We start from the raw sequence: 22,370 nt of genomic DNA, 5'->3' as shown, positions 1-22,370 counted from the left end.
ATCATCAGGTCCAATCTATTATTTCATTTGTTGTTTAACAGTGGTTTGTAGAAAGCCAGCCTTGCTTCACCTTCATAATAGTAATTCGGATAAGTGCCGATTAATTCAAAACCATTCGCTCTAAACATTTTTTGGATGGGCTGGTAGTCTGGCAAATCACAGGTATAGGTAAGTATATATCGTCCCTCCGCTAACCTAGCGAACGTCTCCAACGCTTGGAATAATATTTTCGCAAAGCCATGTCTGCGGTACTCGCGGTGTACAGCTAAGTAATCCCACAGAAAACCTCCGGATTGATGCTCATTTTCCTTGCAGCTGGTAACCGCAATAATCTCACCTGATTCGTTCTCAATAAACCAATGACGATGATTGCGCTGCGTTAAGCTTAACATGGGAGCATTGCGGAAATGCTCAAGCTCTCCCGGTGTATGCCGCTGGTCATCAAAAGAATCCGAAGACAAATAGAAATCTGTAATTCGCAATGCGTCCTTTTCCGTTGCTAATTCCTGTACATGCATGCCAAGATCGCCTCTTTCACATTAAGAAACAGATAATGTACCATTCCACTCTGCTGTTGTACCGTTTTGGAAGTATTCATCACAAATATAGAAATACAGCTGCGCTGCTTTATCTTGACGATTTTGCTTAATAACCATTAAGAAGGCTTCCCGAGCATCATAGAAACGACCTACCTGATAGTACGTTACTGCTTGCTCGAACAAAGCTTTGGTTTTATCCTTCAGTGCTCGGATCGTATCCGAATCTCCCTGATACACATCGAACAGATGTAGCGGCTCTTTGACCCCTTCTACCTGAATCAATCCCAAATTGCGATAGTGGAAGCCTTCTGGCTGCTCCAACGATTGAACCACATAATCGGTAATGAGAATCGATGCCCCTAGCGGTTCCGTCATTTTCTCCAGCATGGTTGCCAAATTAACACCGTCGGAAATCACATTGCCTTCCAAACGCTGCTCCTCACCAATGATCCCTAGTCGGAGCGGTCCTTTATGCAAACCAATACCGAAATCAACCGGCTTATAACCAACTTTGGCTCGATGAGAATTATAGATATCCAATTCTTTACGCATCTCGATACAGGCTCGCAGCGCTTCATCTGCTTGATTCGGGAATAACGCCATGAAGCCCGCGCCCAGGTACTTATTCATAAGACCTTGATGATTGCGTACATAAGGTCCGAATCTTTTAAGAAATGAGTTCACGAAGTTAAAGTTCTCTTCCGGCGAAAGCCTTTTGGACAGTTGATAAAAGCCTCGGATATTGAAAATTAAGATGGACATATTTTGCTCCACCTGATCACCTAGCTCGACATCCAGTATGCTTTCTTTGTTCAGAAAACGCAGAAATTGCTGCGGCACGAAGCGATAGTAGGATTGGCTGAAGTTTTCTACCTTAGTGATATAATCTCGAATGCGGGCAGCCATCGTATTGACACTGTCGCCTAGGTCTGACACCTCGTCCCTCGTGTTTATCGTAACAACCGCGTCCCAGTTGCCCTTGGCAATCTCCCCAACGCTATTACGAAGCTTACGAATCGAAGAGAGCAGCACGTAGGTCATCAGAAAGAGAACGAGCAGTAAGCCTATCGATATAAAAGCAATGTTGCGAATGATCGATTGAAGTACCAATTGGCGATGCTTAAGGATGCCGTCCAAATTTTTACTAGTTTCGAAAACACCAACAATTTTGTCCGCTGAATTAAAAATAGGAGCAATCGCATATCTCCACTCCCCAGAGAAATCCTGCCATTGACCTGTGACCGGCTTACCTTGCAGCACGACCTGCTGATTCTCGGGTGTTTGTAGAAATGGATTAAACATATGCATTCCGTCATCATCTTCCAAAATCCGATAAATGACGCCATTTTCGTATTTATAAACCGCTTTGTAAAAGCCTTGATTATCATCTTGTTCATTATTATCAAAGACAGATTGAATCTTTTTACGGAACGATTGATAAACAGTCCCATTGTAATCCAGAGGTGAAGCAAGGCTCTCCAGCTTGTCGCCATCAATCAGGTTTTGACCGTTTTTGGCCAGTAAGAGAAGCTCGCTGAATGTTTCTTCTTCCATTTTCTTCGAGAAGCTAGTGTAAATGACGGTAGATAAAAGAATCATCGAAACCGCAATGATCGGCACTAAAATAAAAATTTGTTTCATCATGAGAGGGAGACGACGCTGCAGCAAGTTATAGAAAACTATTTTGATCGCATACAGCAGAAGCAGAATTCCTGCAATAGCGATAGACCAAAGAAGAATGGTCTTTGTTCTCGTCGCTTCGCTATACAACGCCTCTACTAGGGAGGGGGTAATGGTTCCATCCGAAAGACGGCGATTAATTTGAGCTGATTCTACAATAATGAGGCTGCCATCTTGAGCGATACTGCTATTCGTTGCATCGAAGGCAAGCTCCACGCCGCTAGCTTTGGCTTTATCCTCATTCACAAGACCTTCAATGATATAGGGCTGCTTGGGATCGAGTCTGGAGATTGATTTGCTGTTGAAATCGATAAAAATAAGCCGTCCCTGATTATCCAGATGCAAGCTCTCCGGAAAATTACGCCTTGTACGGTCAAGACCGGGAAGCGGATAAACTAGCTCCGAGCGTCCATCACTAAAAGCGCGATAAATTTCTCCGCTGCGCGTTGAATAGTAAATCTCCCCTGGCTTATAACCATCTGCCTCGGACACATATTTATTCTCCGGAAGCTTAATCGTGTAAACGGACTTCGGCTCGGAGGAAGAAGCTTCTCCAATTGGCGCCTGATATAAGGTCAATTGATTTACCTCGTCGTTGAAAAAGTACACCATACCTTCACGAACCTGAACATTCCGTAAGGACCCCAGTCTGTATCGTTTCGTTTGGGAATCATATTCTTCTGTAAACAAGCTGCGATCAAACTGTCCGTCAGGCTTATAACGAACAATCTGCTCGGATTTGACCGCAATGCCATACGGATCTAGCAGTGTACGAATGGTATAGAGGTAGCCTTGGTCATCGACTGCCATATCATTAAAACGGTACACTTCCCCGTTCTTCCCCGTCTCACTTGTGATGGAGAATTGTAGAACACCTTGGCTGTTCAGCTTGTGAATGGTTTTTTTTGCATTATCGATCACGAACAAGTTGTTTTGATGATCAGAGACAGCCTTCGACAAACCATCGAAGGGCATGCTTTTGTTAAAGGGCCATAGCGTAAAGCTATCCCGGTGTAGACTAAGATAAGTACCGGCAGCACCTAGAAGCAGCAGTACTAGCAGCAATGCCGCAATCGATTTCTTCATCGCACTTTAATCTCCTCTTAATTAGAAATCTGAATAATTTGAGTAGGTGCATGCCAGTCGACCTGAAGTCCTAATGATTCGGATATGAACCTTAGTGGCACATAGGTCTTTCCTGCGAGCAGCAAAGAGGGTCCATCGATCTGAGTCGGCTCGCCATCTATATATGCCGTAGTATTATTAATACGGCTAGTGATGGTCGCATATTCCGTGCTTACCGTTACAGTAAGGCTTTCTTGATCCCAATCAACGGCCGCACCGAACGATTCGGATACGGACCTTATAGGTAAATAGGCCTGCCCGTTTATTATAACAGGCGGAACGTCGAATTTGATGAAAATATTGGGAGAAAGTACGTTTTCTGCCGAAATGGGTTGAATCGTGACAGCAGAGCTTGTGTCTACCGTTGTGATGTTAGCCAAGGTGGTTGAGATCTCAGCCAGAGCTTGCAGCTCCTCTGGCATGTATTTGGCTTTCTCTTGCTGCTGGAGCTGCTCCAGCAGCTTGGTTATTTGCTGTTCCAGCTGCGGCTGCACGGCTGAAGCTGGCGGCAGCGCTGCCAGCTCCTGCACAGCGTCAAGCTGCGCGAACAGCGCGTCCTTCTGCAGCGACTGCATCGCTTCGTCGACGGCTTGCAGTGAGCGGGTCAGCGTCGCGACCCGCTCAGGATCCTGCTGCGCTGCGCTAAGCGCAGCTTGGAGCTTCTGCTTCGCCTCTTTGAGCGAAGCCAGACCCTTGGATGCGCCAGTTTGCGCATCCGCGAGCTGCGCCTGCGTCGCCAGAAGCGGCTGCAGCTGAGCTGCCGCCACTGAGGCATCGCCGGCGGCGAGGGCTTGCTCCAGCTTTTGCTGCTGGAGCTCGACCTGTTCGGCCAGCTGATCCTCGCTGGCCTCGTTCCCGGCGGTGGGCCCTGCGCCGCCGGGAGTGCCTTCACCGCCCGGTTCGACCGGCGGTGTGGCTTCCTCGGACAGCGCTGCGATCAGCGCGTCCGGGTTGTTCACCAGCTCCATCTGCTTGAGAGCTGCCCCACTGTCGCCTTTCAGCAGCGCCTCCAGCATCCCTAGCTGGGCCTGCGCATCCTTCAGCTGAACCGCCAGATCAGCGATCTCAGTCAGCTTCAAGTCCGTTACAGCCGCTTCTTTGGCCGCTTCCAGCTTCACGATATCTTTCTTCAGCGTATCGATCTGCTGCTGCAGTTGTGCGGTTGTTTCCAAGGAAGCAATAGCTCCCGGCTTCATGATCTCGACGGTAACCTTCAAAGCAGCCGCTGCTTCCTTCGTCAGCGCTGCAGAACTACTTGGATCGGTTAGCGCGCTAGGGTCTAGGGCATTATCCATGCCGATCCAAACCGCCCCAGGCTCATCCGATTTATAATAAATCCCTTGCCCCGACTTCGTCATCGTGGCTGCTGCTGCGTTATAGGCCGCAGGAGTTAGCGCGTCCAGCTGAACTTTGTAGAAACCGATGATGACGGTTCCCAGCCCTTTTTCTTCTTCAACTGAGCCTGAGCCGTTTTCTCCTGTGCCACCACCTGAATTTCCGCCAGACGTTCCATCCTCGGCAGTTACTGCTACTAATTGCCCAGAATTCCCTTTTCCTTCTAGCGGCAGTTCGTCGATTTTTTTCCCTTTTTGATACAGCGCAACCTTCAGCTGATCTATTGAACTAAACTTAAGCGACAAATTACGCAAAGGCTTGTTAATTTTCGTCCGCTTCCCAATAGCACGGCCTTCTTTCGTAATCACCGCGTACTCCGTAGCGCCCAGCTTTTTATTTACTTTCACACTGAAATCACTAAGCAGTGCACCCACTGAAGGCTTCAGTTTCCAAGTACCTATAGGAGCTTTCGGCTTTTGCGGCTTTACAGCTGCAAGCCCGTCATCGAGGTCACGATAAGGCAAAATACCTTTCTTTATCGTTCTTTCAACCGCACCGCCAGTATCCAAATCCAGCTTGCCGAGCGCCATTTTATAACCCATTTGTGCAGATAGGATTTGTTGATCAGCTTGAATGACAGCGTCCTTATATGTCTGCAGCTCATCTGTTTTCATCAGACTTAGCTTCAGCTTCTGGTTCGCTTTATCCAGATTGGCTACCGCATTATCTTTATCACGCAAGGCCTGCGCATAGCCTTCTTCGGCCCCTTTTGCTTCCAAAAATGACTGCCGCACCGCAGCAATAACCGCATTCCGGCTTTCCTTCTCCTGAAGCAGCGCTTTATTCTGCTCCATGGTCGCGATCGGAAGCGCATCCCTGAGATCGTCCAAATAGCGCAGCCCGTCAAACTCCCCTTGAAGCAGCGATTTGGGAATAGGAATGAATCCAAGCAGCATGAAAAAGCCTTCCCAATCCTTCTTCACTTGTGAAAGCGTCGTTTCATAACTAGCTAGGAACAGCTCCATATCCACATCTTTGGCTTTATACATCCCGTCCATGACCTTCATTCGCGCCGAACCAAACTTGGAACTGTACAAATCACGCGTCGTATTCAGCTTTTCATCTGCTAACCGCCGATCCTCCGTGTCCTTAAGCAAACTCAGCGTCGACTTTTGAGCCCTTGCTATGTAGGCAGGCAGCTGCTTCTGATTCAAATCCGCGTAATCCGGCTCAAAAGAAAGCTGGACTTTATTTTCCATTTCCAAATTCAGCAGCTTGCCCAGTGCTAGACGACTAGATTTGGCCGTTAACTGCGCTTGTTTATATTCAGATAACGACTTCTCCAGCGCCTTATCTGCTTTTTCCTGTTCAGTACTATCTGCAAGACCGAATTTCCGCTTCTTTTTTACCGTTTCAACTGCTGTCTTAGCTTCTTCCGCTTTCTTCCCTGCATATTCTTCTGCCACAGCATCTTGATAAGCTGCTAAATAAGCTTTTTGCACATCAAATCGGGCCGTATTCATCAACTGACGCAGCGTTTCCTGCGCGATATAAAGCTGCTTGCGTGCTTCAGGCACCTTCAAACGAGTCGATAATTGCTGACCTAAATTACGAGGTTTGGCAAATAGTCCGGAAGACTTAGTTTCCTCATTTTTAACCGCATGCTGCGCTTGCTCCAGCTCTATCTTTTTCTTCAAAATATCAGTCTTGGCATCCCGCAATTGCGGACTTATTTTTAAACCCTGATCGATAGCTTCCCGCATGGTTAAAGACTTCACCATCGCAGCTTCGGCTCCCGAACCGGCTGCCATAATCGACGAGGCTCCTAGCAGCAGCACAAGTCCCAACTTCACAAATTTTACCCCTATCACTATGAATCCCTCCGCTCAACCATCTCCTCTTATAGTACAATATCTACCCCCACTCCCGCACCCATCTTTTGGAGAAAAATAGTGAAAACTATCGAATATAGTAATAGACTGCTCATATACTTATCTAGTAGTATAAAAGTAATGGAAACAGCGGAATTTGACGGAACACTTAAAGTACGCGGCAAGTATTTCTCAAGGAGGAGAGACACACATGGGAAACCTCGTTTGCGGCGGAGCGATGCTGCAATGCTCGTTTGGTGCAGCGCCTGGTACATTAATGGTACTTCCGGCGAACATGGTGATGACCGCTATGCCCATTGCCAACATTATGGATAATAAGCCGATGGTGAACATAATGCCGTTTGGGATGTGTAATTCTATGGCGAATCCGATGGTTGCTGCGGCAACGGCGGCTGCACTTGGAGTTCTGACTCCCATGCCCTGCATACCTGTAACAGCTGCGCCCTGGGCTCCTGGGTCACCGACCGTGTTCGTCGCGAACATGCCCGCTTTGAACAATACATCCAAATGTATGTGCAACTGGGGCGGCGTCATTCAAATTCAACAACCAGGGCAAATGACCATTCAGGTGCCTTAGCTCATTTAAAAAATAACCCCATTTTATAATTCCCTCTAGGAGTGAGAAGATTTGGAGATCCAGCCGGTCAAAACCCTTGAAAAAGTGCTAAGGCCTGTCGTTGCACCATTCATTGGGCATATCATGAAAGCCATCTTAACAGTCGGAAGGCTGCCCAAAATGGCGATTATTAAGTTTCAGCAGATCCTAAGGGTCATGCTGCAGACGCGCGAAACGTCGCTGAAAAACTACGTTTTGATCGGCTCCTATTATGTCTCCAAAAGATTGCTTCTTTTCCTCACTTTGTTCCTACTCGTTTTGGTCTTTTTTATCTTTATTCGCCCTCCTGCAATCGTGAATAAGTGGTTGAATCGCGTTCCTGTTCTTCAGAAAGATACCCCTAAACTTACGAGTTTTTCAGGCAATGGCAAAGTCGTGGGTACCCAAAAGGATTCTCTCTATGTGGGGGATCTGGTTGACGGCAAATATGCCGGTAAAGGTAAGCTTTTCCATAGCAACGGCAAACCCGCTTATGAAGGTGATTTTGAAAAAGGGCAAAAATCAGGCAACGGCTCCCTTTATGACGAAAACGGCACCCTGCAATATAAAGGGGCATTTGCCGGAGATGTCTTTAACGGGGCTGGAACCCAATACGATCCCCAGCAGAAAGTGCAGTATATCGGCGAATTTCAAAATGGAAAATACGGCGGGTCTGGGAAATTGTTCGCGCCAAGCGGAGATCTTTTGTATGAAGGCTTGTTTAACGGCGGCCTCTACAATGGGGCTGGAAAGCTCTTCTCATCGGGCGGCATCGCCCAATATGAGGGTGAATTTGCAGCCGGTCAATATAACGGGGCTGGTAAGCTTTTTGATGCGAAGGGACTTCCTATCTATGAAGGCGGCTTTAAGAACGGCAGCTATTCCGGAGATGGCACCGAGTTTTATTCGAATGGCCTGATCAAATATAAAGGCCAATTCCTCGCTGGCGCGTATGGCGGCGAAGGCACCGCCTTCGATGAGAAGGGCGTGCCGCGCTTCAAAGGCACTTTCCAGAGCGGTGTCCTTAGCGGCGCCGGGGAAGCGTACGACGAGTTGGGCAAACTCGTCTACAAGGGCGATTTCAAGGCCGGCGTTTATGACGGCCTTGGCACGTTGTTTGACGCAGACGGCGCGCCGCTGCTGCGGAGCTTTTTTGCAGGCGGCCAGGCCAGCCTGCAGAGCTTCATCGGTTTGTCCAGCAAGAAAGTCGAAGACTTGCTGGGCAAACCGGCCGAGGTGACGCTGCAGGATGCCAGCGTCATGCTCGCGGGCCAGGAGGCGCCGCAGGTTGCCTCCGCGGAGACGGCGGCTGCGGGCGACGACGCCGTGGAACCGCCGGCCGCGGGCGCTGGCGCGGCCGATCCGGCTTCAGCAGCAGGCGTCAAGCTGCTGCTGAACTATCCGGCCTACCAGCTGTCGCTGCTGGTAGAGCCGTCCAAGGGCAACCCGAAGGAGGCCGTTGTCACCTCCCTCAGCATTTGGGGCTCGAAGCCTTTGGCGCTGCTGCAGCCAGCCATCGAGACCATCAAAAAGCGCGGAGAACCCAACGATGCCGGCTACATTGTCATGGAACTCGCGGTAGGTGCCGGGGCTGGCACCTACACGAACAGCTATTACAAAGGCGATTTCATCTTCACCTTCACGCATTTCAACAAAACCAAAGAAGCTCACCTGCTTCAGGTCAGCTCTACCAAATAAGAGGCGCTGCCTCATGTCTTTTGTGTGTTACGGGTTTCTTTTGCAGATGGCGCTGCCTCAAGTCCTTAATGTGCTAATGAGTTCTTGTTACACGTGTTACTGCCACGATTCTTTCACATGCTAACGGGTTCCTTTTGCACGCGGAAGGGGAGTTAGCTACAAACTTCTGACCTGGCAATCGCTTTCTCCGCACTTAGACGGAACGTAGTGCCGCTATTTGGGTGAAAAAGCTCAAATTCCGAAGCAAACGGAACGACAAGACCTTATTTCGCTGTTTTGCCTCTGGATTGGTGCTTATTTTAACAAATAAGGCCCTCACGTTCCGCCATTTTCATTTTTAACACTTATTTCCTAAAATAGCGGCTCCTCGTTCCTCTAAATCAGGTTTAGGCAGGTAATTCTTTGGCTTTCTCACTCATCACCTTAGGCTAACTCATAACAAAACCGCTCAAGACTATGTCTCGAACGGTTTTTTCTAAGTTTCCTACTTCGCTACAGAAGTTCTCGCCACTCGCATCGACGCAAGTGCATAAACGATCAATGCCGTCCAAATCAAAGAGAAACTGATTAAAAGCACGGGGGAAAATTTTTCTTTAAATAGAAACACACTTAACAGCAGCGTAATGGATGGACCTATATACTGAATGAATCCCAGCATGGAAAGAGGCAGCCGAGCAGCCGCTTTAGCAAACCATAGTAGAGGCAAAGCGGTTGCCACACCTGACAATAATAGCATCGCTAAAGAGATAGGCGGTAATGCCCATGCGGAATCATGATGTGTAAAGTGTAAGTAGGCAATATACGCGACTGCTATAGGGAAGACAATGACGGTTTCCCCTGCTAACCCGATAGAGGCATCGTAGGAAACTCTCTTTTTCACAAGACTGTACAGGCCGAAGCTAAACGCTAAAGAAAGAGAAACCCACGGGAATCTGCCGTAATCGATAGTTGCCAGCAAAACGCCGGCACCCGCCAAAGCAACGGCCACCCACTGGCTGCGGCTTGGTTTTTCACGCAAAAACATGACCGCCAGCATGATATTAATTAGGGGAGTAATATAATACCCCAGACTTGTCTCGATGACATGGCCGTTATTGACGGCCCAAATGAATATCAGCCAATTGGAGCTGATTAAAATGCTGCAGGCTCCAATCTGGAGCAGCATTTTCCCGTTCGTAACCATCTTACGAAACTCAGTCCATCTACTTTTCCCTATCAGTAAGAGAATCGCCATGAATACAAATGACCAGATGACACGGTGAGACAATATTTCACCCGCAAGCAGAGACTCAAAAGACCTCCAATAAACAGGCAGCAAGCCCCATGCGGTATAGGCAAGAATGGCATACCAAAGCCCTTTTTTCATAGTAAAATCCTCTTTTCAATTCTAGTAACACAATTCTATGAATCTCGTAATTTGTCCCTAGGTAAATTATCAAATAATAAATCCCCGATTTCCGGGGATCCAACTTACACGATTTTTGGTGCTATCCATAAACGGAGATGCAATCCCTTGCGAATGCTCAGCCCTTATGCCGATAAAAAAAGTTAGGCAGCTTCACTTCATTTGAATAATGCTGATGAAAAATATGCGTTGTCGCCGGAGATAGCGGTGGGATCAGCCACGACCAATCACCCGTGACGTCACGACTGACCTTTTGCTCTTTCTCTTCAAAAGACTTAAATTGCTTTGCCGCAGTATGATGATCGACAATTGCAACACCCTGCTGTTGAAATGAATGCAGCACAGCCACATTTAACTCAATAAGCGCCCTATCTTTCCAAAGAGAGGCATCACGTCGTGTATCCAGACCCATGACAGACGCTACACGCGGCAGCATGTCATATCTCGCTTGATCTGCAAAGTTACGCGCCCCGATTTCGGTGCCCATGTACCAACCATTGAATGGCGCAGCGGGGTAGTGAATCCCTCCGATTTCAAGGTACATATTCGACACGATCGGTACGGCATACCATTTGAGATGCAAATCATCGAACGCTGCTATATCTGGGTGTTTAATATCCACTTCCAAGACGAGCTCAGCAGGAATCTCGAACAGCTTCGGTTTCCGATCTCCCATTTGAACAACAAGCGGCAGCACGTCGTAAGGCGTCCCAGCTCCCTGCCATCCAAGCGATTGGCAAAACGCAGTTATTTGAATAGAAGCTGGGTCACCGAGAATCCCATTGTCAGTTTCATAGCCCGCGTAACGAACAAGTTGGTCATTATGAATAAAGGCTCCCTGAGCCGAATCATGCGTAGGTGGGAAAATCGTAATCACTGGACGGATTTTGCCGCCATTAGTTGCCGTTTCTATATGCCGAAAAAGTGCCTCAGCCATCTGTTCTTCTGTTTCTATATAACGAGCATCGTGTACCGTCAGTGTTTCCCAGAACAATCGCCCAATACAACGGTTGCTGTTGCGCCATGCCATTTTGGCTCCATGCTCGAGCTCTTGAAGGGTATGTTCGTAGTAACCTTTATACCTAATGGCTTCGGTAATTTCAGCAAGACGAGCCTCGATTTTGCCCGAGCTTTGGCCTAGTTCACTATAAGATTCCTGAATAAAAGGTATCGCTTTCTCTAGTAATTGATCCTGCACTTTCATAGGTGTGACTCCAATCCGGTAAAGGGGAGCCCCACAAGCATTTGACACCTGCACAGCTCTCCCTATGTTGTATTACAATTGCGCACTAAACTGATCAGGAATGTATACGATTTGAGACTTTGCTACTATGGTTAACTCGCCTTTTTCCTCGGAATAGTGAACGGAATCATCGCCTACATAAAACCATAATTTCTTTGTTGGCTCATTCTCAAACTCCTGAAATAGGAAAACGTTGAGTTCCTCTTTCCATTTCAAAAGCTCTGCGATATCTTCCTTCTTTTCTATCTGCACGGTAAATATCCATTGGTCTCCAACCTGCTCCCACGTGTAGGGCATCGGATGTTTACCTGTATCTACGAACGCTCGACCGCCCACTGCATGTTTAATTAAAAAGACTTCCTTCATCCGCATAGCCCTCCTTCATCATCCATTATGGCAGATCGATTAGCATGAAATGTGTATCTTCTATCGCACGAATAGAAACCGTCAGTTCAGCTTCCATACGAGCGCTATCCTTCGTTTCCAAAACAGCATCATTGGCAGATAACTTCCCGCTTATAAGCATTAGAAAAATGCGTCGATTCTCTCCTTGTTTAAACACAAGCTCTTTGCCCGCTTCCAGCTTGCTGAGGTAAATGCTCATATCCTGATGTATCTTGGCTGCATGCTCGCCACCCTCGGGTGTAACTACCGGCAGCAGCGTGTTTATCATTGCTTCAGGCTCGTAGGTAACATTCTCAAAGGACGGCTCCAAGCCCCTCTTAGAAGGCATGAACCAAAGCTGAAATAGACTCATCGGTTCCGTATCCGACGCATTGTACTCGGCATGGATAACGCCGCTTCCAGCTGACATCCGCTGCACGCCATTCACACCCGTTACCGCAACATGCCCCAAACTATCTTCGTGTTTAATTGCTCCGCTGAGAACGATGCTGACAATCTCCATGTCGCTATGGGGATGTGGACCGAAGCCCCGACCGGCGGCAATATCATCGTCATTACAAACACGCATAACCCCGAAACCTACATTATCCTCATCAAAATAATCGCCGAACGAGAAATTCTTATGGCTCTTAAGCCAGCCCAGATCGGTTGTATTACGCGTATGCGCAGGGAAAACTTGAATCACAGCAATCGCCTCCTTCTTTAATACGTATAGCTTATCATATATGGCCTACCGACTTCCATGTCGGAACGGTGGCGGAAAGATCTCCCAAACGCCAAAAAACCTCTACTCTCACTAACATGAGGTAGAGGCTTTTACTATGGTTTAACCGTTCTAGGCACCTAATACGGAGTCAACAAAATCCGGTGTGCCATCCGCGTGCCACTTCAGTACACGCACAAAGGTGTGGCGATTCGGATCGTAGAGCGGGTCGCCTACAATTTCTTTATAATTTCTCGCGTGGAAGACGAAGATATCCTGTGTGCCGTCCTCCGATACAGTGAAACTATTGTGTCCGGGCCCAAAGAGTCGGATACTTTCATCAGTGGTCAGAACAGGCGACTTGGATTTCGCCCATGATTGTGGATCCAGCAGATCAGCATCTTCCGAAGCCGTTAACAGACCCATGCAATAATTAAAGTCTGTTGCGCTTGCGGAGAAGCTGATGAAGATGCGCCCGTTCCGCTTCAACACCGCGGCGCCTTCATTGACTTTAAAACCGATAATCTCCCAATCATACTCCGGCGTTGTGATCATGACCTGCTTGCCGCGAAGCGTCCACGGGCTGCTCATTTCCGAAATGTATAGATTGGAATTCCCTGGTATATTCAAATCTTTTTGCGCCCAGACGAGATATCGCTGGCCTCGATGCTCGAAGGAAGTTGCATCCAGTGCAAAGCTCTCCCACTCGGTGCGCAGCTGCCCCTTCTCTTCCCACTCTCCTTCTAGAGGATTGGCCGAACTATTTTCCAACACAAACATGCGATGATCGAAAAGGCCTTCATTCGTTTCTGTCGTTCTGGCCGCAGCAAAATATATATACCACTTACCTGCAACGAAATGCAGCTCTGGCGCCCAAATATTAGCACTTAACGGACCTTCGTTATATTTGCGCCATGCTACGACAGGCTGCGCCTCGTTCAAGCCGGCAATCGTAGCGGAACGCCGTAGTTCAATACGATCGTATTCTGGAACTGATGCGGTAAAATAATAATATCCATCCGTATGTTTATAGATCCATGGATCAGCACGCTGCTCCAAAAGTGGTTTAATATAGCTGGTTTCTAAGTTCTCCATTGTTATTCTCCTTTGATACTATCTGTGTATTTGCCCCATATGTTGATGCCCTTCTCGTTCATCCCTGTAAATACAAGCGTAGGCTTGTCATTCTCCCAATCCCAGGCAGGTGAGACGAGCACCTTCTCTGTCGTCGGGGTGCCCTCATTTGTATCCAAGGCCGCCCATTTCAGCGTTAACTCATTCGGTTCTTGAAATGTCCACTTGCCGGTTCCATGTGCCGATTCCATCTTTCCATTAGGCTGCAATGTCATTGGTTCAGAACGTTCTGTTCCCGTCCATACCATCGGAATCGGTAATCGATCCCAATGCCCTGCAAGCAGCTTCAGAGAAAGGGGCTGTGTTTTCTCTCCCGCATACCGCTCAGGCGAAGCAACCGGCCATCCGTCTCGTGTCCAGAGCAGCTCACGAATATGAAGGTAAGACCAATTCTTATCTTTTTCTCCACGGGCATGGTGTACGAGAAATGTGCGATCGCCGTCCTTTAGAACCGAGTTATGGCCCGGAGCGATCCAGCCCTCTTTCCCATTGAACGCGTAGCTGCCAATCAGCTTATTTCCTACATTTGTCTGCGGCGAAACCCCCGTATCCGAAAGCTGATGCCCATTGAAATCCTCATAAGGCCCCGTAATCGAGGAAGATCTGCCGACCCTCACACTATAATCAGAAGATAAAGAATCATAGGATACGAATAAGTAGTACTTTTTCTGATCCGGTTGATAAATGATATACGGCGCCTCAACAGCGCCTGCAACTGTTCGACTGTCTCTGCGGGCAAGCAGCGTAGGCTGCTCCCCTTGCTTCACTTTGCCAGTGCTCTCATTAAGTCTTACGAGATATATGCCGCCAAAAAAGGAGCCGTACGAAAGCCATGGTTTACCTTCGCTATCAAACACCGGATTAGGATCAATCGCGTTCGCTTCATCTCCCTTGGCCGTCTTCACGACGGCGCCTTGATCCGTCCATGGACCGGTAATTGAATTGGAGGTTGCAAGACCAATCATGGACTGATTGCTTCCGAAGGTAGATGCTGCATAGTACAAATAGTAGGTATCTCCCAACTTGAAAACGTCAGGTGCCCATAGATTCGTTGCCCGTGTCCACGATGCGGCTTCCTTCGGTATACCATCCAGCGCATAGCCTACCCAATCCCATGTGATCAAATCTTTTGACCGTCTCACCATAATCCCCGGCCGAAGCGGATCCTTATTGGCGCCAACCTTTATATCTGTCGAAAACACATAATACGTATCCCCATCTTTATAAATGGAAGGATCGTGCGTATTCATCGTATGCCAGTTTGATTCCGTATTCGTGCTTCCGGTGTCATACATCGGGTACTGAACAGGTCTCTCCGGAAACTCAACAGGGGCTGAACGTGAACCCCCGAATTGGAGATAAGAAACCCCTATAGCCACTGCTGCAAGCGCGAAACCGAGCGAAAACAGCAGCCTTTTTTTCATCCGCGTGACCGCCATTAACCTTTCACACCACCAACCATAAGACCCGATACAAAGAATCGTTGGAAGAAGATGAAGACGATCAGGATAGGCACAATCGCAAGCACCGAACCGGCAATGAGAATATCGTAGTTATTGCCATAAGGCGTTACAAGACTGGACAGACCAATCGGCAGGGTCAGCTTATTGCCTGTTTTGAGTACGATCAGCGGCCAAACAAAGCTGTTCCAGCTCGCAAGTGCTTGCAATATTGCCATAGCCCCGAAAGCCGGAGCCATCAATGGCATCATGATTTTGAAAAAGATACCATACTCCGAACAGCCATCAATTCTCCCTGCATCAAGGAAATCCTTAGGCAGGCCAGCGGCATATTGCCGGAAGAAGAAAATCGGCAGAGGAGCGACGACGAAAGGTAAAATGACACCACTGTAAGTATCGATCAAGTGGAAGGCAATCATTTGTTTATAAAGTGGCAGCATAATAATTTCGACAGGTACCATCATGACCAAGAGGACCAAGAGGAATATAATGTTCCTTCCGGCAAATCGGTACATGGCGAGCCCATAGCCCACCATCGAAGATAAAAGCAGACAACAAGCGGTATAAACAATGGAGATAATGACGCTGTTCTTATACCAGATCAGATACTTCTTTGCAGATGCAGAAAATAGGAAAGCATAGTTATGAAAGGACAATAACTCCGGCTGTAGCTTCACATTGAGCCCGTAGCGCAGCATCTCCTTGGAAGGCTTAAACGAAGCCAACGTGAGACTGTAAAATGGGAATAGCGCCAATGCAGCAAGTACCACAAACAGGAAGAGCAGTAAGGAGGTTTGAAGGAACTTATGTCGTTGTATCTGCATGTCCTAATCCTCCTTTCTGAACAAACCGAAGAATCTCAATTGAATGACATTTAAGATCATGGTTATACCTAGCAATGTGATCCCAATTGCAGAACCGAAGCCCAAATTATTACGCTCGATGCCTTCACGATAAAGTAGACCAATCATCGTCAGACCAATGTCATTCGGAGAACGGTTACCGTTCCAGAGAATGAAGCTTTCCGTAAACATCGAATAGCCGCCATAGATGGAAATCGTAATGACGTAGATCGCTACCGGCTTCAATAACGGCAGGGTAATTCGCCAGAATTGGTCCCACTTGTTGGCACCGTCTATTTCTGCCGACTCATATAATTCATGCGGAATGCTCTGCAGCGCGGATAGGAAATAAATAATATTGACGCCAGTAAACCGCCAAGTCGCTAAAATGACCATCACGAGCATTCCCGTCGTGGAGTTGGCCAGCCAGTTAATGGTAGGCATGCCTAGCATATGACGGAAAGCATTCATCACCGAATCATCCAAGCTGCCAAAAACAAGCCGGAATATAGTTCCCGCCACAACAACCGAAGTGAGGGAGGGGATAAACAAAGCGGAACGGAAGAACGCACTCGCCTTGGTCAGCTTCGCATTTAGGAATACAGCAAGCACAAGCGGCAATGGAATAAGTACCAGCAGGGTCCAGAACGTATACCGACTGCTATTTTTCAATGCGGTGAAAAACGACTCGCTCCATAAATTTCGGTAATTCGCTAACCCAATGAAATGGGTTTGTCCGGGCAGAACTTCTTGAAAGCTCATGACAATCGTGGTCATAACCGGATATGCAAAGAAAATTAGAAACGATAACACAAATGGCAGAACAAAGACATAAGGAGCTACCCGGGAGGAATACAGAAATTTATTCATATCGTTAATCACCACTCCTCTCTAGAAGCGCTGCAAGCCTTGCCGAAGGGACGTCCCTAGGGCAAAGCCAGCAACGGAACGCGGGGCGTTCAAATTACTTAATATTTTTCACAGCATCGTCTAGAACTTGCTTCGGATCTTTCAAATCATTAAGCGCTTGGAAGATGGTTTTCGTCTTGATATAGTCGGAGACTGCCGGTGTTTTCTCCTTGATATTCGTAGGCGCGATTTCACTCTTCACTGAAATTAAAACATCCCACAAATTTTTGCCAAAATAAGCCGTGAATTTATTGTCCGCTTTAAGCGCCGGATCGTTCCAAACATCAGAGCGAATCGGGTCGAAGCCGAGTTGTGACCAGATCTGAATGTTGCCCTCTTTGGACAATTTCGCATAGGAAAGGAATTTCTTAGCTACGTCTTGATTCTTCGATTGCTTCGTAATAACCGTACCCGTACCCCCCATACCGGAAGAGCGCATCTCGCCTTGTTTAAATACCGGCATCGGTTTAATGATGACTTTGCCTTTCAAATCGGGCATGTAGTCCGTAAAGCGACCCATGTACCACATTGGCATCCAGACGGAAGCTGCGCCGCCTTTATTCATGAAGCCGTAGTATTCTTCCGCATGGTGCAAGCCGCCCGGAGCCACCACGGCAACTTTCTCCTTCACAAGCTTCTGCAGGTAAGTCAATACATCTAGATTTGCTTGGTCGCCTATTGTCACGTTACCGTTCTTGTCTAGGAAGTCCGAACCGTGTTGGACAACCAGCGGCCATAATGACCATTGGTCCGTCGTTTCGACCGTCGTCATCGGCTTGCCGGTTTTCTCAAGCACTTGCTTGCCGGCCTTTTCATAATCGTCCCAAGTCTTAATATCGTCGGCGTTCACGCCTGCTTTATCGAGAATTTCCTTGTTGTAATAGATGACTTGTGCCCCAACGTGGTAATCGATCCCGTAAAATTTGCCGTCCTTCGCATAATTATCGAGTCGAGACATGACGAGGTTGGCCTTCTCCGGCTCAACAATATCATTCAGCGCGGTTAGCTGAACATCGCCTTTTAGGAAATTACCGATTTTACTGATTTCAATGTCAGCCATATCGGGAGCGCCCGTTCCTGATTGCAACGCCACTAACAGTTTATTGTGGTTATCGTCATAGGGGAAAGTTGTTGCTTCTACTTGAATTGGCTGTTCAGGGTGTGTTTTATTCCATGATTCGGCCATGCTTTCAAAGAACTTCTGATGCAGCTCATTGAACGTCCAGAAGCTCAGCTTAACAGGTGTACCTGATTTGGTTGCGTTATCATTTTTGGTTGTAGCTGCTGGGTTCGCAGTTGCAGTTCCTTCATTACTTGTGCCCGAGTTTGATGTACAAGCTGACAATAAAAGCATGGATGCCAAGATGGCAGCAGAAGACACTTGTAGCTTTCTCTTCATACAATTAATCCCCCTAAATAGAAATTTTGATTGTCATGTAAACTATCGTGCAAATGGTCGATTAACGTGTAAGCGCTTTACAAAACGAATTATAGTACATAAAAACCTATAATTATATAATCAATTCAGTATAAAATTATGTTTATTATATTTAACCGCATAAATTCCACGGCTAAAAGTTTGTTTAGAATCCATATTAAATTTTTCGTTTATGAAATATAACTGGGACCTATTGAATTGGATTTGACTGGTATGTATTTCCAAGTTTATATATACAATTGGTTATAAAAATTAATTAAAACATTATAAATATACTTTTCAGACTTTTATGTATTCCCTTTTACACAGTTACTGAGTACAATAAACCTAAGACTATGAAGAATCAGGTGATGCACGAATGAGTAAAATTCCTCTCTATAAACAAATCTACCAATCCATTAAAGATAAAATTATATCCGGAGAGCTTCGTCCCAAAGATCGCGTGCCTTCTGAGCAAGAATTTATGGATGAATTTATGGTCAGTAAAATAACCGTGAAGAACGCCCTAGCCGTATTGGTTGACGAGGGACTTGTCACTCGTATTCAAGGTAAGGGGACATTCGTGGCAGTCAATCCCAACTCCATCACAGTAGATCCTAAGCGTCGTTCTTCAGTGCCTTCTTCCCAAAATTACATTGGCCTGATTATCCCTACCATGAAGACGAAAGTCATTCAGAGACTTGTCGACTATATCGAATATTACGTCAAGGAAGCCGGGTATCAACTTGTCTTACATATCACACGTGAATCTTCCATCGAAGAATCCCGTTCGGTCCAGGAATTGACCAACACCCAAGGCGTCCGCGGCATCATTGTTTTCCCTACGGAGGATGAGCGGTATAATGAATCGCTGCTCCGTTTATCCCTGGATAAATATCCGTTTGTGTTTATTGACCGCTATTTACGAAATATCGAAACCTACCGGATTACATCCGATAATTGGGGCGGCGCTTATGAGACCGTTACCAAACTTTTAAACAAAGGCCATCAGCAAATCGCGCTCATCTCCCCAGATAATACGAATACAACCGTTGAAGACCGGACTCACGGCTTTGAGAAGGCTTATATTGATGGCAACATTTTGATTGATAAAAGCTTATGGTGTCATGTCCCCATCGACATCCTCAGAAATGGCGATACTTCATCTTATATTGTTAAATTCCTGCATCAGCATCTTAACATTACGGCTGTTTTTGCTTTAACTGCTGAGATGGCCAGGCTCTCGCAATATGCTTTGCATCAGGAAGAAGGCTTGAACCCGAAGATCGAGTTGGTTTCCTTCGATGATCCTGAGATTCCGGGAATCTCGCACATTTTGCAGGATGAAGAGCAAATGGCCTTATCGGCTGTTAAATTGCTGCTTGAGCAGTTCAACGGGCATTATGTTCCGCAGCGCATCGAGGTTCCTGTGCAATGGATTCAGGTTTAAGTCCTTGCGCGGCTTGTGGAATGTCCCATCGCCGCGTGAAAGTTAATCTTTCGCGGAACGTAGATGCGTTATTCGTGAGGAATTCGGCTGTTTTCAAGCTTTCGCGGAACGTCGTTCCGCTATTTCCTTGTTTTGCCCTCTAATCACACGGTTTTCCAACAAATAGAGCCCTCACGTTCCGCGGCATGCCCATTTTGGCGAATTTTCTTCAAATAGCGGCTCCTCGTTCCGCGACACGATGCAGTCTCATCGCCGTCTTGGAATCCACGGAAACAAATAAGGGTGCGATTCCCTCACCCCAAACCAAAAAAAGGTGGGACTCCGCCCACCCTAAACAAAAAAGGGGGCCTCGGCCCCCCTTTTTCTATTCCTGCTCCTCTATCTGCATCCACTGCTCATAGAGCCTATCCAACATCTCCTGCGCCGCTTCTCTTTCCGCCCACAGTTGGCTAAGTTCATCTGCCGCCAGATTCTCTAGCCGCTGGTCCAGATTGTTCAACTGCGCTTCGCCATCCGCGATCTGTTTCTCTAGCTTCTCCCGTGTGAACACGGATGAGCTTTTAGACTTCCCTCGTTGCGCCACATTGGCAGTATTTTTAGCCGTAGCACTCGCTGAATCACTTAGCGCAGCACTCCTAGAAGCTCTTGGCGAGACACTCTCAGCATTTCTTGCCATAGCACTTGAACTTGTACTTGTACTTGTACTTGTACTTGCATTGGCATGTGCACCATCCCTAGGCCCAGCATTCGCACCAGCCGATTTTCTCGCACCAACAGCAGCAGACTCACGAATTCGATTCTCACGTAATTGAGCGCTCTTCTCTTTATAGTCATCAAAGTTGCCCAAGTAAACGGTAATTCGCCCTTGATCCAGCTCCCATATTTTCCGAGACAGCCGATTCATAAAATAACGATCATGCGTCACAGCCAGCACGGTTCCCGGAAACTCCTCAAGCGCCTCTTCCAACGCTTCCCTTGAAGCTATATCCATATGATTCGTGGGCTCATCGAGAATAAGTAAATTAGGTTTACGCAACACAAGCAGTGCTAGTCGCAATCTAGTCCACTCACCTCCGGAGAGAGAACTAACCGACTTGAATACATCTGCTCCATAAAATAAATAAGCAGCAAGTCGGCCCCTAGCCTCTCCTTCCTCCAACTTCGCTTCCTCACAGAAGTAAGACAGCACCGATTTCTTATGGTCCTCTGGATACTCTTGTTGAGCCAGATAACCAACATCGACCCGCGCTCCTAGCTCGAGCTCCCCTTGGTCAGGCTGCTCTTCACCCAAAATCATTCTCAGCAGAGTTGTTTTGCCCGAACCATTAGACCCGACGAGCATTACTTTCTCGCCATACTCCAGCAAGCCGCTTGCCCGCTTCAGCAGCACTTTATCCCCGTATTGCTTATTTACGTCTTCGAAACGAATCACTCTCCGACCTGAGCGGTCGTCCAGCTTCAACCCGAATTCCGCTGCCTTCGGATCAAGAACTGGTCGTTTGAGCTTCTCCATCCGATCCAGCGCTCTCTGCATTGAAGCTGCCCGGCGGAAAAACTTCTCGTTCCCTCCTATTCGGCCCCACTCCGTCAGCTGTTTGATCGTCTCTTTCATCTTTTTGATGACCTTCTGCTGCTCCTGATAATCTGCAAACTGCTGCAGCAGTCTGACTTCCTTCTCCTTCACATATCCCGAATATGAAGTCAGATAGGTCGTAGACTCGCCATCTTCCAACTCAACGATCTTCGTAACTACCCGATCCAGAAAGTAGCGGTCATGAGAAACAATGAAACACGCACCATCATAATGGGTGAGATATTCCTCCAACCACTCCACGCCGAACAAATCCAGATGATTCGTCGGCTCATCCAGCAGCAGCAAGTCTGGTTTGCCGATCAGCTGGGATGCGAGTGCAATCTTCGTCTTTTCCCCTCCGGACAACGAGGCAAAACTCCGCTCGTAAAACTCCCGTGCAATGCGAAGTCCGTTCGCTACCTGGTCGATTCTTGCATCCAGCTCGTAGCCGCCTTCCCGTTCAAAACGTTCTTGCAGCTGAGCGTACCGCTTAAGCAGCTGATCTAGCAGCTTCTCATCGCTCGTGACGTCCGGGCTCGACATTCGCTGCTCCAGCTCCGTCATGTTGGCGCGGCATTCAAGTATCTCTTGAAAGCTCGCGGCCAGCACATCATACACCGTACCGCTTTCCCACTCCGTTGGGATTTGTGCTAAATAGCCGATCCGCGTATCTTTTCGTACCGTTAAATGCCCTTCATCGGGCTTCTCCATCTTGGATATAAGGCGCAGCAGAGTCGATTTACCGCTGCCATTGCGTCCCACAAGTCCTATTCTTTCTCCCTGATGAATTTCAAAAGTAACATCCTCAAGAACCAGCTGCGCACCATGGTATTTCTTTATATTTTGACCGTTAATAATTAACATAATGAAGGATCCTCCTAGTTTATGAAAGACCCTATCCATCGCAACCGACGCACAAAAAAAGGCCGCAGGAAAATTCCTACGACCTTTCGGATTGATCCGTT

Annotated in this window: 16 protein-coding genes; 3 read left to right on the top strand and 13 right to left on the bottom strand. The window is 47.5% G+C overall.

All coding sequences use genetic code 11. The features are described from left to right. Nucleotides 1-23 precede the first annotated feature (23 nt). Genes AC58UU_RS29735 through AC58UU_RS29725 form a run of 3 tightly spaced genes read right to left on the bottom strand, consistent with a single transcriptional unit; the run spans nucleotide 24 to nucleotide 6,532 of the window. A complete protein-coding gene (locus AC58UU_RS29735) occupies nucleotides 24-518 on the bottom strand; it encodes a GNAT family N-acetyltransferase (RefSeq protein ID WP_497320927.1) in 495 nt (164 codons plus the stop codon). A gap of 21 nt (nucleotides 519-539) precedes the next feature. Then, the gene (locus AC58UU_RS29730; RefSeq protein WP_497320925.1) at nucleotides 540-3,305 is read right to left on the bottom strand and encodes an adenylate/guanylate cyclase domain-containing protein; all 2,766 of its coding nucleotides are present in this window, start codon (nucleotides 3,303-3,305) and stop codon (nucleotides 540-542) included. 17 nt (nucleotides 3,306-3,322) lie between these two features. Further along, nucleotides 3,323-6,532, bottom strand: coding sequence for a stalk domain-containing protein (locus AC58UU_RS29725; RefSeq protein ID WP_497320924.1), 3,210 nt, complete (start codon nucleotides 6,530-6,532; stop codon nucleotides 3,323-3,325). A 229-nt stretch (nucleotides 6,533-6,761) separates the two neighbouring features. Here AC58UU_RS29725 and AC58UU_RS29720 point away from each other — a divergent pair, with 229 nt between their 5' ends. Beyond that, on the top strand, nucleotides 6,762-7,148 hold the full coding sequence (locus AC58UU_RS29720) for a DUF4280 domain-containing protein (protein WP_497320922.1): 387 nt from the start codon (nucleotides 6,762-6,764) through the stop codon (nucleotides 7,146-7,148). A 51-nt stretch (nucleotides 7,149-7,199) separates the two neighbouring features. Next, nucleotides 7,200-8,864, top strand: a complete 1,665-nt coding sequence (locus AC58UU_RS29715; protein WP_497320921.1) for an MORN repeat-containing protein — start codon at nucleotides 7,200-7,202, stop codon at nucleotides 8,862-8,864. 484 nt (nucleotides 8,865-9,348) lie between these two features. On the opposite strand, the gene rarD is transcribed toward AC58UU_RS29715, so the two are convergent. The 9 genes from rarD to AC58UU_RS29670 all read right to left on the bottom strand — a co-directional run bounded on the left by rarD (nucleotide 9,349) and on the right by AC58UU_RS29670 (nucleotide 18,364). Next, the gene (rarD, locus tag AC58UU_RS29710; protein ID WP_497320919.1) at nucleotides 9,349-10,230 is read right to left on the bottom strand and encodes an EamA family transporter RarD; all 882 of its coding nucleotides are present in this window, start codon (nucleotides 10,228-10,230) and stop codon (nucleotides 9,349-9,351) included. 157 nt (nucleotides 10,231-10,387) lie between these two features. Beyond that, nucleotides 10,388-11,473 carry a nitric oxide synthase oxygenase gene (locus AC58UU_RS29705; protein WP_497320917.1) on the bottom strand — a complete coding sequence of 362 codons (1,086 nt, stop codon included), beginning with the start codon at nucleotides 11,471-11,473 and terminating at the stop codon, nucleotides 10,388-10,390. Nucleotides 11,474-11,545: 72 nt separating this feature from the next. Continuing rightward, entirely contained in the window at nucleotides 11,546-11,878 is a 333-nt protein-coding gene (locus AC58UU_RS29700) for a hypothetical protein (protein WP_497320916.1), read from the bottom strand. Nucleotides 11,879-11,903: 25 nt separating this feature from the next. Beyond that, nucleotides 11,904-12,602, bottom strand: a complete 699-nt coding sequence (locus AC58UU_RS29695; protein ID WP_497320914.1) for a pirin family protein — start codon at nucleotides 12,600-12,602, stop codon at nucleotides 11,904-11,906. 150 nt (nucleotides 12,603-12,752) lie between these two features. Beyond that, nucleotides 12,753-13,715, bottom strand: coding sequence for a glycoside hydrolase family 43 protein (locus tag AC58UU_RS29690; RefSeq protein WP_497320912.1), 963 nt, complete (start codon nucleotides 13,713-13,715; stop codon nucleotides 12,753-12,755). A gap of 2 nt (nucleotides 13,716-13,717) precedes the next feature. Continuing rightward, nucleotides 13,718-15,178, bottom strand: coding sequence for an arabinan endo-1,5-alpha-L-arabinosidase (locus AC58UU_RS29685; RefSeq protein WP_497320911.1), 1,461 nt, complete (start codon nucleotides 15,176-15,178; stop codon nucleotides 13,718-13,720). Nucleotides 15,179-15,192: 14 nt separating this feature from the next. After that, nucleotides 15,193-16,038: a carbohydrate ABC transporter permease gene (locus tag AC58UU_RS29680; protein ID WP_497320909.1), complete on the bottom strand. Its 846-nt coding sequence runs from the start codon at nucleotides 16,036-16,038 to the stop codon at nucleotides 15,193-15,195. A gap of 3 nt (nucleotides 16,039-16,041) precedes the next feature. Then, the gene (locus AC58UU_RS29675; protein WP_497320907.1) at nucleotides 16,042-16,926 is read right to left on the bottom strand and encodes a carbohydrate ABC transporter permease; all 885 of its coding nucleotides are present in this window, start codon (nucleotides 16,924-16,926) and stop codon (nucleotides 16,042-16,044) included. Between the two features lie 94 nt (nucleotides 16,927-17,020). After that, nucleotides 17,021-18,364 (bottom strand): ABC transporter substrate-binding protein, encoded by a 1,344-nt coding sequence (locus AC58UU_RS29670; RefSeq protein WP_497320906.1) that lies wholly within the window; start codon nucleotides 18,362-18,364, stop codon nucleotides 17,021-17,023. Nucleotides 18,365-18,761: 397 nt separating this feature from the next. Between AC58UU_RS29670 and AC58UU_RS29665 the strand changes: the two genes are divergently transcribed. Continuing rightward, on the top strand, nucleotides 18,762-19,832 hold the full coding sequence (locus AC58UU_RS29665) for a GntR family transcriptional regulator (protein ID WP_497320904.1): 1,071 nt from the start codon (nucleotides 18,762-18,764) through the stop codon (nucleotides 19,830-19,832). A 364-nt stretch (nucleotides 19,833-20,196) separates the two neighbouring features. Here the strand turns inward: AC58UU_RS29665 and abc-f are convergent, their stop codons facing one another. Further along, entirely contained in the window at nucleotides 20,197-22,269 is a 2,073-nt protein-coding gene (gene abc-f, locus AC58UU_RS29660) for a ribosomal protection-like ABC-F family protein (RefSeq protein ID WP_497320902.1), read from the bottom strand. Nucleotides 22,270-22,370 lie beyond the last annotated feature (101 nt).

Source organism: Paenibacillus sp. JT22N1 (assembly GCF_059692155.1).
Note: the sequence above shows the minus strand (reverse complement) of the source record. Positions and strands in the feature narration are given on the sequence as shown.

Excerpts from the sequence above, each read along its gene's own strand:
- AC58UU_RS29720 (WP_497320922.1), top strand. The coding sequence starts at position 6,762 with ATGGGAAACCTCGTTTGCGGCGGAGCGATGCTGCAATGCTCGTTTGGT.
- rarD (WP_497320919.1), bottom strand. The coding sequence starts at position 10,230 with ATGAAAAAAGGGCTTTGGTATGCCATTCTTGCCTATACCGCATGGGGC.
- AC58UU_RS29680 (WP_497320909.1), bottom strand. The coding sequence starts at position 16,038 with ATGCAGATACAACGACATAAGTTCCTTCAAACCTCCTTACTGCTCTTC.
- AC58UU_RS29735 (WP_497320927.1), bottom strand. The coding sequence starts at position 518 with ATGCATGTACAGGAATTAGCAACGGAAAAGGACGCATTGCGAATTACA.
- AC58UU_RS29730 (WP_497320925.1), bottom strand. The coding sequence starts at position 3,305 with ATGAAGAAATCGATTGCGGCATTGCTGCTAGTACTGCTGCTTCTAGGT.
- AC58UU_RS29685 (WP_497320911.1), bottom strand. The coding sequence starts at position 15,178 with ATGAAAAAAAGGCTGCTGTTTTCGCTCGGTTTCGCGCTTGCAGCAGTG.
- AC58UU_RS29670 (WP_497320906.1), bottom strand. The coding sequence starts at position 18,364 with ATGAAGAGAAAGCTACAAGTGTCTTCTGCTGCCATCTTGGCATCCATG.
- abc-f (WP_497320902.1), bottom strand. The coding sequence starts at position 22,269 with ATGTTAATTATTAACGGTCAAAATATAAAGAAATACCATGGTGCGCAG.
- AC58UU_RS29705 (WP_497320917.1), bottom strand. The coding sequence starts at position 11,473 with ATGAAAGTGCAGGATCAATTACTAGAGAAAGCGATACCTTTTATTCAG.
- AC58UU_RS29665 (WP_497320904.1), top strand. The coding sequence starts at position 18,762 with ATGAGTAAAATTCCTCTCTATAAACAAATCTACCAATCCATTAAAGAT.
- AC58UU_RS29690 (WP_497320912.1), bottom strand. The coding sequence starts at position 13,715 with ATGGAGAACTTAGAAACCAGCTATATTAAACCACTTTTGGAGCAGCGT.
- AC58UU_RS29700 (WP_497320916.1), bottom strand. The coding sequence starts at position 11,878 with ATGAAGGAAGTCTTTTTAATTAAACATGCAGTGGGCGGTCGAGCGTTC.
- AC58UU_RS29675 (WP_497320907.1), bottom strand. The coding sequence starts at position 16,926 with ATGAATAAATTTCTGTATTCCTCCCGGGTAGCTCCTTATGTCTTTGTT.